We start from the raw sequence: 13,930 nt of genomic DNA, 5'->3' as shown, positions 1-13,930 counted from the left end.
ATCATTACACATAGGCGCAATATGTCTCCTTTATTTTTAGTTTAGTCACTTAAAATTATAGAGGCATTTGCGCTATTTTTGTACAAAAAAGCAGGATGACTTATGTCATCCCACCATAAAAAATGAAGAACCATTTTTTTATAGCATCTTACCTCTAACTTAATAATGAGTAAAAGCACTAATAACGTTGATACATTATTGTCTTTTGAATATAAAAGATTTTGAGATAAAACGCCACTTACATATGTCTGTATTATGCTTGTCTTTGAATTAAATTATTTTCAATGCAAATACTACAGAGTCAGAAACCCTTCTATTGTTCAAAAGAATAAACCAAAGCAATGTGAATTCTTGATATTTAATGTAAGCCTTTACATAACTTGTATATACAAGTTATAATTGTCTATACAAGTTGAACGAATGGAAGTGGTAAAAATGGCGGTAAACAAAGTGGATATACAAAACATCGTTAGAGCAATAGGAGGGAAGGAGAACATAAAATCAGCAACACATTGTGTCACACGTTTACGTTTAATTTTGAAGGATTACGACTTAGTCGATAAAAGTAAATTAAGTCAAAACCCTTTAGTTAAAGGTCAATTCAAAGCAGATAATCAGTATCAAATTGTTATTGGACCTGGGACTGTAGATGAAGCCTATCGATTATTAATAGATGAAACGCAAGCAACAGCAATTTCAAAAGAAGAAGCAAAAGAACAAGCCATACAAAAGGGTAATCTATTTCAACGTTTGATTAAATTGCTTGCTGATATCTTCATACCTATTTTACCTGCTATTGTTACAGCTGGTTTGCTCTTAGGGGTAAACAACGTGCTTACTATGAAAGGATTAGGGGGCACACCTTCTGTGATTGAGCGCTTTCCTCTAATTGCTGATTTTGCGAATATCATAAATGTTATCGCGACCACTGCTTTTATATTTCTTCCTGCCCTTGTAGGGTGGAGTGCAATGCGAGTGTTTAGGGGAAGTCCTGTATTAGGCATTGTATTGGGACTAGTATTAATGCATCCACAACTACTTTCGCAATACGATATAGGCAAAGTCGATACAATACCAAAGTGGCATATCTTTGGGTTAGAAATTAAGCAGCTAAATTATCAGGGACAGGTTTTGCCTGTATTATTAGCGTCTTATGTGCTAGCTCGAATTGAAAAAGCACTCAATCGAATTGTTCATGACTCGATAAAATTATTAGTTGTAGGGCCTGTGGCTTTACTAGTAACCGGATTTTTAGCATTTTTGTTTATTGGTCCTATCGCATTATGGATTGGAACAGGAATTACAGAGGGAGTGCAATTTTTATTTGAAAATGCAGGATGGCTTGGCGGAGGTATTTACGGTTTGCTTTATGCACCTCTTGTCATTACAGGGTTGCACCATATGTTTTTAGCGGTTGATTTTCAATTAATGGGTAGTCAACTCGATGGAACTTATTTATGGCCTATCTTAGCTCTCTCCAATATTGCACAAGGTTCAGCAGCATTTGGCGCATGGTTTGTTTATAAAAGACGTAAATTAACTAAGGAACAAGGTTTAGCGTTTACTTCGGGAATATCGGGATTTTTAGGTGTCACTGAACCAGCTATGTTTGGTGTGAATTTACCACTTAAATATCCGTTCTTTGCAGCAATTTTGACGACGATGTTCACTGGAATGCTAGTTGGGGGCTCTGGTGTGCTGGGTAAAGTGGGAGTAGGTGGAGTTCCCGCAATTCTCTCAATAAAAGCTAGTTTCTGGGGTGTTTATAGCATTGCAACGTTGATTTCTATGATTTTACCCGCAACCCTTACTATTGTTTTCTCACATTTGAAAGCTTATAAGAAGAAAGATAAGGTAGGGGCTCATGAATCAAGCTGAATCTTCGATAATGGATAGAGGTGGAATAACTATGGCGCAACAAGATTGGAAAAAATCAGTTGTTTATCAAATTTATCCCAAGTCATTTAATGACACAACAGGAAATGGAATAGGGGATATTCAAGGTATCATTGAAAAGTTGGATTATTTGCAATTTCTCGGTGTTGATTATTTATGGATTACACCTATTTATGATTCTCCAATGAATGACAATGGCTATGATATTAGAGATTATTATCAAGTTAATGCACAATTTGGGTCGAAAAGTGATTTGAAAAAGTTGGTAGATGCAGCACACGATCGAGGCCTTAAAATCATGTTGGATATTGTTATTAACCATACTTCTACATCGCATAAATGGTTTAAAGCAGCTAAAGCTTCTAAAGGTAATTCTTATAGAGATTATTATTTCTTTCGTGAATCTCAGCAGGGACCACCTACAAATTGGGTGTCAAAATTTGGCGGAAATGCATGGGAATACGACCAAACTACCGATAGTTACTATTTACACTTGTTTGATGTGACACAGGCTGATCTCAATTGGGATAATCCTGATGTACGGCGTGAGCTTTATAAAATGATTAATTACTGGATTGATTTTGGTGTGGATGGTTTTCGTTTTGATGTTATCAATTTAATTTCAAAACATGCACTTCAAGATTCTGAAAAAACAGGAAAAGAATATTATACAGATGGACCTCATGTTCATGAATATATTCATGAAATGAATCGACAAACTTTCGGTAATAAGGAAATGATGACAGTTGGAGAAATGTCTTCAACAACAATAGAACATTGTATAAAATATACGCAACCAGAACGACAAGAATTAAATAGTGTATTTAATTTTCATCATTTAAAAGTGGATTATAAAGAAGGAGAAAAATGGACGAATCAAAAATTTGACTTGCAGCAATTAAAAAAGATTTTAATGGATTGGCAAACAGGTATTTATGAAGGTGGAGGATGGAATGCTATTTTTTGGTGTAATCATGATCAACCAAGAGTAGTATCGCGTTTTGGACAAGATAATAATGAAGAAATGCGACGACGTAGCGCGAAAACATTAGCAATTGTTTTACATCTCTTACAAGGCACACCTTATATTTATCAAGGTGAAGAAATTGGTATGACAGATCCCCATTTTCAATCTATAGATCAATATAGAGATGTAGAATCAATAAATGCCTATCAAGAAATGCGAGCAGCTGGATATTCAGAAAGAGAAATTTTAACTATCTTGGGTCAGAAATCTCGTGATAATTCACGAACACCTATGCAGTGGAATGCAGATGAAAATGCTGGTTTCACCACGGGCACACCTTGGATCGATCTTTCTTATAATTATAAAGAGATTAATGTTCAAGCAGCTCTTGAAGACACTTCTTCTATACTTTATACGTATAAGAAACTTATAGAATTACGTCATGATTGTGATATTGTGACGTATGGTAACGTTGTCCCTCGTTATATAGAGCATGAGCAACTCTTTGTATATGAACGTAATTATAAAGAAGAAAAGTGGCTTCTAGTGGCTAATATGACCTCGCAAAAAGCTTTGTTACCTGATGACTTGCAGTTGGATGGTTCAATAGTGATGCAAAATGGTATAATAGAAGAAAATATAGTCGCACCTTATTCAGTAATAGTAGTGGCAATCAGGTAGTGAGAGGCAAAAATGAAAAAGCAGAATAAATTTCAGTATATTTTTGAAGATATGAGAATGTCTATTTTAGAAGGCGTATTTAATTATGGAGATGCCCTTCCTTCTGAACATCAACTCGTTAAAAAGTATAAAGTGTCACGTGAAACAGTTCGAAAAAGCTTAAACATGTTAGCTTCGGATGGTATGATACAAAAAATAAGAGGTAAAGGGTCTGTGGTAATTTATCATGGTATGACAGAGTTCCCTTTCAATGATTTGAAGAGCTTTAAAGAGATTCAAAATGAGCTCGCATTGAAACACCAAACAGTTGTAGTTTTATTTGAAAAGATTACAGCTGGACAAGCACAAGATGCTAAAAAAGCTTTAGATCTGTCACAAGGAAGACAGTTATGGCACTTTATTAGATATCGGCAAATTGGGCAAGCAACTAAAATTATAGATGAAGATTATATTTTAGCAGATTTATTCCCTGATTTGTCAGAGGAGATTATTCAAGATTCATTATATGATTATATTGAAAAAGATAAAGGGTATGAAATTAGTTTTTCCAGTAAGTCCATTACTTTTGAACCTTTTGGGGAAAGAGAAAGATTAGCTTTTGGTGATGTTTCTCCTCAGTATTCTGCAACAGTTACAGGTATTGTGCATTTGAAAGACACAACAAAGTTTCAATATAATGTCTCTAAACATATTGCAACTGAATTTAAATTTACTGATTTTTCTAGAAGGCATACACATGTATGAAAGAGCCTTTTATAGCGAAATTGCATTGTTTATTTATCGATATAGAGACTCTGCTTGCATTTTTATTAAAAGGTATAGTATTATTAAATATGCCGTGCTAAGCGGGGAGGTAGCGGTTCCCTATTCTCGAAATCCGCTTTATGCGAGGTCGAATTCCTTTGTCGCGGATATGTATTTGTGAAGTCTGCCCAGAGCACGAGGTGTTTGAAGATTTCGGTCCTATGCAATATGAACCCATGAACCATGTCAGGTCCTGACGGAAGCAGCATTAAGTGGATTCTCATATGTGCCGTAGGGTAGCCGAGATTTAGCTGTCGACTCTGGTAACGTTTGTGATGCGTATTCTACACAAAGGTGCACGGCATTATTATTTTTAAAATTGTATTTTCGATTAATAGATGTGTGAGTAACTTTTGAAGAGTTGCTCTTTTTTTATATATGAATAATGTAAGGAGGTTAACGGATGTCCGTATTTATTAGTACACCAACAGAAACTGACTATGAACCCTCTTATGAAATGATTGCTGAAGCTTTTAAAGATGTACCGCATTCAACACATCGCGAGCATGAATGGGTGAAACGTTTACGCATGTCGCCCAACTATCATTTTGAGTTGGAAGTTATCGCCAAAACAGAAGATGGCACGTTGATTGGACATGCGATGTGTACAGAGGTCAAAATTCAAAATGAAGACAAGACCTATACTGCGCTTGCACTCGCACCGCTCGCAGTTGTGAAAGCATATCGTAATAAAGGATTGGGGAAAGCACTCGTTCAAGCTTTGGAAGAACGTGCACTTTCTGAGGAATATACAACGATTCTCGTTTTAGGCGATGGGGCTTACTATGAAAAATTAGGCTATGAAGTTGCTGAAAACTATGATATCTATTTGCCGCCTCAAATGGGTGAAACTGAGCTACATGTGAAATTTTTGTGGGATGCTTTAGCGGATTTACCCAACGGAACAGTGGTCTATCCATCAGAATTTTTGAAGTAACTTTGCGCCATACAAACGAGATTGAACGTGATATAATGAAGTCATTGTTAGTTCGGAGGTGCCAAAGTGGATTATCAAGCATTATACCGTATGTTTCGTCCGCAAAGTTTTGATGATGTAGTCGGGCAAGAACATGTGACCAAAACCTTAAAAAATGCAATTGCAAAAGGGAAACAATCCCACGCTTATATCTTTAGTGGTCCGCGTGGTACAGGAAAAACGAGTATTGCAAAAATATTTGCTAAAGCCATCAATTGTGAAGTGAGAGAAGATGGAGAACCCTGTAATGAATGCCCGACATGCAAAGGCATTACACAAGGTTCTAATTCAGATGTCATCGAAATTGATGCCGCGAGTAATAATGGTGTAGATGAAATTCGTAATATTCGAGACAAAGTCAAATATGCACCGAGTGAATCAAAATATAAAGTGTACATTATTGACGAGGTCCATATGCTGACAACAGGCGCGTTCAATGCACTGTTGAAAACATTGGAAGAGCCTCCTGCACATGCAATCTTTATTTTGGCTACAACAGAACCGCATAAAATTCCACCTACAATTATTTCGAGGGCGCAACGTTTTGATTTTAAAGCCATTCATTCAGATCGAATTGTAGACCGTTTGAGATACGTTGCCGAACAACAGGCACTCGACTACGATGAGGAGGCCCTTGAGTTTATCGCAAAAGTATCAGAAGGCGGTATGAGAGATGCTTTAAGTATTATGGATCAAGCGATTGCTTTCGGTGATGAGCGATTAACTTTGAAGGATGCTTTGGATGTTACAGGGAGTCTAGATGAGTCCGATCTAAATGCACTCTTTCAAGATGTTGTACAAGGCCACGTTCATGATGCGTTTGAACGTTATCATCAATTTGTTAGTGAAGGTAAAGAGGTTAATCGTTTAATCAATGACATGATTTATTTTGTAAGAGACACGATTATGGCTAAAACAACAAATCAGCCAATGACGTTAGATGCTTTGGCTGAATTTGACTTAGAAGTTTTATATAAAATGATTGATGTCATTAATGATACATTAGTGTCAATTCGATTTAGCGTGAATCAAAATGTACATTTAGAAGTACTATTAGTTAAACTTTCCGAAATGATTAAAGAGGCTGGAGCAACAGGAGAAGTCGTTGTTAACCATGCGCCGTCAGAGCAACAAGATGCGATGATAAGACGTATGGAAGCACTCGAATCTGAATTACAAACGTTAAAATCTCAAAATATTGGGATGCCAACCTCACAACCTAAGCCACAGCCTGCAAAGCGTCGTAATTCGAATTCGACCTATTCAGTGGAACAAATTGCTAAAGTTCTAGATAAAGCAAACAAAGAAGATATTGCTTTAATTAAAGAGCGTTGGGCTGATGTTATTCAATATGCGAAAGATCGTAATCAGAAATCACTCGTCAGTTTGTTACAAAATTCGGAGCCTGTAGCAGCTAGTGAAGATAAAGTGTTAGTAAAGTTCGATGAAGAAATACATTGTGAAATTTTGAAAAAAGACGAAGAAAAGAAACAAAGTATTGAAAATGTCGTAAAAGATATTATAAACAAGCCTGTATCTGTGGTAGGTGTACCTGCTGATAAATGGATGCAAGTGCGGAGTGATTACATTACTAATCGTAAACGAAGTCATTCGAATGGGCAGCAGGAGTCTGCAAAGCCGGAAAAACAAGCGAGTGTTGTTGAAGCGGCCAAGAACTTGTTTGGAGAAGACACAGTTCATGTTATAGATGAATAAACATGACAAGGCTTTGAAAGGTATGTATAATTGTAAACGAATCTAAGAAGAACTCTCTCTTGGACGCGTATCATTACGTGAATATGTATATACCGTAAAATGATAGAGTATTGAGTATTCTGTTGTTTTAATAAAATGAATATAGATGGACCATCTCGTCTTTGATAAGATTATTTAATTGATGATGGTTTTAATAATAAGGAGGATACATTTATGCGCGGTGGCGGAAATATGCAACAAATGATGAAACAAATGCAAAAAATGCAAAAGAAAATGGCTGAAGAGCAAGAAAAATTAAAAGAAGAACAAGTTGAAGGAACAGCTGGTGGCGGCATGGTTAAAGTTGTCGTGTCTGGTCATAAAGAAGTCGTTGATGTGGTTATCAATGAAGAAGTCGTAGATCCAGAAGATGTAGAAATGTTACAAGACTTAGTATTAGCTGCAACGAATGAAGCAATGAACAAAGCAGATGAATTAACAGCTGAGCGTTTAGGAAAACATACTAAAGGTCTTAACATTCCAGGAATGATGTAATATGCATTATCCTCAACCGATATCGAAACTCATCGATAGTTTCATGAAATTGCCAGGCATTGGTCCCAAGACGGCTCAACGTCTGGCTTTTCACGTACTTGACATGAAAGAAGATGATGTTGTTCAATTCGCAAAAGCTTTAGTGGATGTCAAACGAGAACTTACCTATTGTAGTGTTTGTGGCCATATTACCGAACAAGATCCTTGTTATATTTGTGAAGATAAACAACGCGATCGTTCAACAATATGCGTGGTCGAAGATGATAAAGATGTGATTGCAATGGAGAAAATGAAAGAATATAAAGGCTTGTATCATGTATTGCATGGTACAATTTCTCCTATGGATGGCATTGGCCCTGAAGATATCAATATACCAAGCCTTATTGATCGTCTCAAAGATGAACAGGTTCAAGAATTGATTCTTGCAATGAATCCTAATCTTGAAGGTGAATCAACAGCGATGTATATTTCTAGACTGGTTAAGCCACTAGGCATTCGTGTCACACGATTAGCGCAGGGGCTATCAGTCGGTGGCGATTTGGAATATGCGGATGAAGTGACGCTGTCTAGAGCTATCTCTGGGCGTACAGAAATGTAGTAAGAAACAAATGGTCATATAATGAATGAAGATAACAGGCGGAAGAGAGAAAGCGACCTAGTTGTATCGTCTCGTATCATAGGAATGATATGTACATTAGAAAAGGATGGCATTAAAGTATAGGTTTCATTCAATGATTTGCTAATGCTTTTCTTTTGTATATTGAGATATGATGCCATCTCCTATCCTGTTGTCTTTATTTTTTTATTGTAGATTGCGTAGTGTTTTGTATAGAACAATAAAATAAAATGAGAATAATGCGTTTAAAATAACGAAAAGCATTAAAGAGTGTAATTTTTATTGTTGTTAAAAGGGTTGAAAGCCTGTATAGTTATATCTTATTGAGCGGCACAATAAGTCGCAACAACAAAACGAAAAAATTAATTAAAAAAGTTGTTGACATTAGAAAATAACTTGTGTATAATTAATTCTTGTCGAGTCAAAAAAATAAATGACATGAACATTGAAAACTGAATGACAATATGTCAACGTTAATTCCGATAATTTGAGTACTTCAACGTACTTTAAAGAGTGATTGACTTAATCAATCAACGAGCTATATCAAGCTTACTTCTTTTATGGAGAGTTTGATCCTGGCTCAGGATGAACGCTGGCGGCGTGCCTAATACATGCAAGTCGAGCGAACGGACGAGGAGCTTGCTCCTTTGAAGTTAGCGGCGGACGGGTGAGTAACACGTGGGTAACCTACCTATAAGACTGGAATAACTCCGGGAAACCGGGGCTAATGCCGGATAACATGTTGAACCGCATGGTTCAACAGTGAAAGACGGTCTTGCTGTCACTTATAGATGGACCCGCGCCGTATTAGCTAGTTGGTGGGGTAACGGCCTACCAAGGCGACGATACGTAGCCGACCTGAGAGGGTGATCGGCCACACTGGAACTGAGACACGGTCCAGACTCCTACGGGAGGCAGCAGTAGGGAATCTTCCGCAATGGGCGAAAGCCTGACGGAGCAACGCCGCGTGAGTGATGAAGGTCTTCGGATCGTAAAGCTCTGTTGTTAGGGAAGAACAAATGTGTAAGTAACTGTGCACGTCTTGACGCTACCTAACCAGAAAGCCACGGCTAACTACGTGCCAGCAGCCGCGGTAATACGTAGGTGGCAAGCGTTATCCGGAATTATTGGGCGTAAAGCGCGCGTAGGCGGTTTTTTAAGTCTGATGTGAAAGCCCACGGCTCAACCGTGGAGGGTCATTGGAAACTGGAAAACTTGAGTGCAGAAGAGGAAAGTGGAATTCCATGTGTAGCGGTGAAATGCGCAGAGATATGGAGGAACACCAGTGGCGAAGGCGGCTTTCTGGTCTGCAACTGACGCTGATGTGCGAAAGCGTGGGGATCAAACAGGATTAGATACCCTGGTAGTCCACGCCGTAAACGATGAGTGCTAAGTGTTAGGGGGTTTCCGCCCCTTAGTGCTGCAGCTAACGCATTAAGCACTCCGCCTGGGGAGTACGGTCGCAAGACTGAAACTCAAAGGAATTGACGGGGACCCGCACAAGCGGTGGAGCATGTGGTTTAATTCGAAGCAACGCGAAGAACCTTACCAAATCTTGACATCCTTTGACCGCTCTAGAGATAGAGTTTTCCTCTTCGGAGGACAAAGTGACAGGTGGTGCATGGTTGTCGTCAGCTCGTGTCGTGAGATGTTGGGTTAAGTCCCGCAACGAGCGCAACCCTTGAGCTTAGTTGCCATCATTAAGTTGGGCACTCTAAGTTGACTGCCGGTGACAAACCGGAGGAAGGTGGGGATGACGTCAAATCATCATGCCCCTTATGATTTGGGCTACACACGTGCTACAATGGACAATACAAAGTGCAGCGAAACCGCGAGGTCAAGCAAATCCCATAAAGTTGTTCTCAGTTCGGATTGTAGTCTGCAACTCGACTACATGAAGCTGGAATCGCTAGTAATCGTAGATCAGCATGCTACGGTGAATACGTTCCCGGGTCTTGTACACACCGCCCGTCACACCACGAGAGTTTGTAACACCCGAAGCCGGTGGAGTAACCATTTTGGAGCTAGCCGTCGAAGGTGGGACAAATGATTGGGGTGAAGTCGTAACAAGGTAGCCGTATCGGAAGGTGCGGCTGGATCACCTCCTTTCTAAGGATAATATACGGAAATATCACCAACAGGTGATAGACGGAATTAACATGACATATTGTATTCAGTTTTGAATGCTCATTCATTTGAGGATTCAACGATTGTACATTGAAAACTAGATAAGTAAGTATAGATTTTACCAAGCAAAACCGAGTGACAAGCGAAAGCTTGAAACAAAATTATCGCTAGTCGTCGACAGACGACTCACATAATTAATAACTGGTGAATTGAGTGAAAGCTCAATCATAAAAGATTAAGTTATTAAGGGCGCACGGTGGATGCCTTGGCACTAGAAGCCGATGAAGGACGTTACTAACGACGATATGCTTTGGGGAGCTGTAAGTAAGCTTTGATCCAGAGATTTCCGAATGGGGGAACCCAGCACGAGTTATGTCGTGTTATCCGCATATGAATTCATAGTATGTGAGAAGGTAGACCCGGAGAACTGAAACATCTTAGTACCCGGAGGAAGAGAAAGAAAAATCGATTCCCTGAGTAGCGGCGAGCGAAACGGGAAGAGCCCAAACCAACAAGCTTGCTTGTTGGGGTTGTAGGACACTCTGTACGGAGTTACAAAAGTATTTGTTAGACGAATAACCTGGAAAGGTTAATCAGAGAAGGTAATAATCCTGTAGTCGAAAACGAATACCCTCTTGAGTGGATCCTGAGTACGACGGAGCACGTGAAATTCCGTCGGAATCTAGGAGGACCATCTCCTAAGGCTAAATACTCTCTAGTGACCGATAGTGAACCAGTACCGTGAGGGAAAGGTGAAAAGTACCCCGGAAGGGGAGTGAAAGAGAACTTGAAACCGTGTGCTTACAAGTAGTCAGAGCCCGTTAATGGGTGATGGCATGCCTTTTGTAGAATGAACCGGCGAGTTACGATCTTATGCAAGGTTAAGCAGAAAATGTGGAGCCGTAGCGAAAGCGAGTCTGAATAGGGCGAATGAGTATTTGGTCGTAGACCCGAAACCAGGTGATCTACCCTTGGTCAGGTTGAAGTTCAGGTAACACTGAATGGAGGACCGAACCGACTTACGTTGAAAAGTGAGCGGATGAACTGAGGGTAGCGGAGAAATTCCAATCGAACTTGGAGATAGCTGGTTCTCTCCGAAATAGCTTTAGGGCTAGCCTCAAGTGATGATTATTGGAGGTAGAGCACTGTTTGGACGAGGGGCCCCTCTCGGGTTACCGAATTCAGACAAACTCCGAATGCCAAATAATTTAACTTGGGAGTCAGAACGTGGGTGATAATGTCCATGTTCGAAAGGGAAACAGCCCAGACCACCAGCTAAGGTCCCAAAATATATGTTAAGTGGAAAAGGATGTGGCGTTGCCCAGACAACTAGGATGTTGGCTTAGAAGCAGCCATCATTTAAAGAGTGCGTAATAGCTCACTAGTCGAGTGACACTGCGCCGAAAATGTACCGGGGCTAAACATATTACCGAAGCTGTGGATTGTCCGTAGGACAATGGTAGGAGAGCGTTCTAAGGGCGTTGAAGCATGATCGCAAGGACATGTGGAGCGCTTAGAAGTGAGAATGCCGGTGTGAGTAGCGAAAGACGGGTGAGAATCCCGTCCACCGATTGACTAAGGTTTCCAGAGGAAGGCTCGTCCGCTCTGGGTTAGTCGGGTCCTAAGCTGAGGCCGACAGGCGTAGGCGATGGATAACAGGTTGATATTCCTGTACCACCAATATTCGTTTTAAGCGATGGGGGGACGCAGTAGGATAGGCGAAGCGTGCTGTTGGAGTGCACGTCCAAGCAGTAAGATTGAGTGTTAGGTAAATCCGGCACTCATTAAGATTGAGCTGTGATGGGGAGAGGAAATTGTTTCCTCGAGTCGTTGATTTCACACTGCCGAGAAAAGCCTCTAGCTAGAATATCGGTGCCCGTACCGCAAACCGACACAGGTAGTCAAGATGAGAATTCTAAGGTGAGCGAGCGAACTCTCGTTAAGGAACTCGGCAAAATGACCCCGTAACTTCGGGAGAAGGGGTGCTCTTTGGGGTTCACGCTCTGAAGAGCCGCAGTGAATAGGCCCAAGCGACTGTTTATCAAAAACACAGGTCTCTGCTAAACCGTAAGGTGACGTATAGGGGCTGACGCCTGCCCGGTGCTGGAAGGTTAAGAGGAGTGGTTAGCACAAGCGAAGCTACAAATCGAAGCCCCAGTAAACGGCGGCCGTAACTATAACGGTCCTAAGGTAGCGAAATTCCTTGTCGGGTAAGTTCCGACCCGCACGAAAGGCGTAACGATTTGGGCACTGTCTCAACGAGAGACTCGGTGAAATCATAGTACCGGTGAAGATGCCGGTTACCCGCGACAGGACGGAAAGACCCCGTGGAGCTTTACTGTAGCCTGATATTGAAATTCGGTACAGTTTGTACAGGATAGGTAGGAGCCTTAGAAGCGTGAGCGCTAGCTTACGTGGAGGCACTGGTGGGATACTACCCTAATTGTATTGGATTTCTAACCCGCAGCACTTATCGTGCTGGGAGACAGTGTCAGGCGGGCAGTTTGACTGGGGCGGTCGCCTCCTAAAGTGTAACGGAGGCGCTCAAAGGTTCCCTCAGAATGGTTGGAAATCATTCATAGAGTGTAAAGGCATAAGGGAGCTTGACTGCGAGACCTACAAGTCGAGCAGGGTCGAAAGACGGACTTAGTGATCCGGTGGTTCCGCATGGAAGGGCCATCGCTCAACGGATAAAAGCTACCCCGGGGATAACAGGCTTATCTCCCCCAAGAGTTCACATCGACGGGGAGGTTTGGCACCTCGATGTCGGCTCATCGCATCCTGGGGCTGTAGTCGGTCCCAAGGGTTGGGCTGTTCGCCCATTAAAGCGGTACGCGAGCTGGGTTCAGAACGTCGTGAGACAGTTCGGTCCCTATCCGTCGTGGGCGTAGGAAATTTGAGAGGAGCTGTCCTTAGTACGAGAGGACCGGGATGGACATACCTCTGGTGTACCAGTTGTCGTGCCAACGGCATAGCTGGGTAGCTATGTATGGACGGGATAAGTGCTGAAAGCATCTAAGCATGAAGCCCCCCTCGAGATGAGATTTCCCAACTTCGGTTATAAGATCCCTCGAAGATGACGAGGTAAATAGGTTCGAGGTGAAAGCGTAGTGATACGTGGAGCTGACGAATACTAATCGATCGAAGACTTAATCAAATTTGTTCATAAGGTTTTACTTGTGAATGTATACTTACTATCTAGTTTTGAATGTATAACATTCAAAAGCATTTTTGTTTGGTGACTATGGCAAAGAGGTCACACCTGTTCCCATGCCGAACACAGAAGTTAAGCTCTTTAGCGCTGATGGTAGTCGGACTGACGTTCCGCGAGAGTAGTACGTTGCCAAGCAGAAATAAACGCATAATTGGATGCGATGAGCGGCGTACATCCCGAAAGGTGAGAAATCATCTTTTGGGGTGTATTTTTATATGCTCTCAAAGTATGGGGGGCTGTTATCAACAGCGCTCTATGCAAGAGGATTGTGAGCATGCATGGCTCATTTTACGGCTGTATATTTTGGTTGTATATTTTTAACGGTTGGTGAAATATTCACTGACCGTTATTTTAATTTTTGATATTAAAAAAGCACAAATATCTCTATAATTGTAAGTG

7 protein-coding genes, 3 rRNA genes and 1 other RNA gene are annotated in these 13,930 nt (G+C 40.8%); all 11 read left to right on the top strand.

Translation table 11 applies throughout. The annotated features are described in order from the left end of the window. Positions 1-435: 435 nt before the first annotated feature. The 11 genes from treP to rrf all read left to right on the top strand — a co-directional run bounded on the left by treP (position 436) and on the right by rrf (position 13,666). Positions 436-1,878 (top strand): PTS system trehalose-specific EIIBC component, encoded by a 1,443-nt coding sequence (treP, locus tag HMPREF1208_RS06785; RefSeq protein ID WP_016425603.1) that lies wholly within the window; start codon positions 436-438, stop codon positions 1,876-1,878. 31 nt (positions 1,879-1,909) lie between these two features. Then, a complete protein-coding gene (locus tag HMPREF1208_RS06780) occupies positions 1,910-3,544 on the top strand; it encodes an alpha,alpha-phosphotrehalase (RefSeq protein ID WP_037559368.1) in 1,635 nt (544 codons plus the stop codon). A 12-nt stretch (positions 3,545-3,556) separates the two neighbouring features. Further along, entirely contained in the window at positions 3,557-4,288 is a 732-nt protein-coding gene (gene treR / locus HMPREF1208_RS06775) for a trehalose operon repressor (RefSeq protein WP_016425601.1), read from the top strand. A gap of 92 nt (positions 4,289-4,380) precedes the next feature. Beyond that, positions 4,381-4,650: signal recognition particle sRNA large type (ffs, locus tag HMPREF1208_RS11825), an RNA gene on the top strand. Positions 4,651-4,751: 101 nt separating this feature from the next. Further along, complete coding sequence (locus HMPREF1208_RS06765) at positions 4,752-5,285, top strand: GNAT family N-acetyltransferase (protein ID WP_016425599.1); 534 nt, start codon at positions 4,752-4,754, stop codon at positions 5,283-5,285. A 66-nt stretch (positions 5,286-5,351) separates the two neighbouring features. Beyond that, positions 5,352-7,040 carry a DNA polymerase III subunit gamma/tau gene (gene dnaX / locus HMPREF1208_RS06760; protein ID WP_016425598.1) on the top strand — a complete coding sequence of 563 codons (1,689 nt, stop codon included), beginning with the start codon at positions 5,352-5,354 and terminating at the stop codon, positions 7,038-7,040. Positions 7,041-7,253: 213 nt separating this feature from the next. Continuing rightward, complete coding sequence (locus HMPREF1208_RS06755) at positions 7,254-7,574, top strand: YbaB/EbfC family nucleoid-associated protein (protein ID WP_016425597.1); 321 nt, start codon at positions 7,254-7,256, stop codon at positions 7,572-7,574. Position 7,575: 1 nt separating this feature from the next. Next, a complete protein-coding gene (gene recR / locus HMPREF1208_RS06750) occupies positions 7,576-8,172 on the top strand; it encodes a recombination mediator RecR (RefSeq protein WP_016425596.1) in 597 nt (198 codons plus the stop codon). Positions 8,173-8,747: 575 nt separating this feature from the next. Continuing rightward, positions 8,748-10,299 (top strand): 16S ribosomal RNA (locus tag HMPREF1208_RS06745). 251 nt (positions 10,300-10,550) lie between these two features. Then, positions 10,551-13,474 (top strand): 23S ribosomal RNA (locus HMPREF1208_RS06740). Between the two features lie 77 nt (positions 13,475-13,551). Next, positions 13,552-13,666 (top strand): 5S ribosomal RNA (gene rrf, locus HMPREF1208_RS06735). The 16S, 23S and 5S rRNA genes sit together here, the layout of an rRNA operon. Positions 13,667-13,930 lie beyond the last annotated feature (264 nt).

Origin of the sequence: Staphylococcus sp. HGB0015, from assembly GCF_000411275.1 — a bacterium.
Classification (GTDB): domain Bacteria; phylum Bacillota; class Bacilli; order Staphylococcales; family Staphylococcaceae; genus Staphylococcus; species Staphylococcus schleiferi.
The sequence above is the reverse complement of the archived record's forward strand: the minus strand, read 5'-3'. Positions and strand labels throughout refer to the sequence as shown.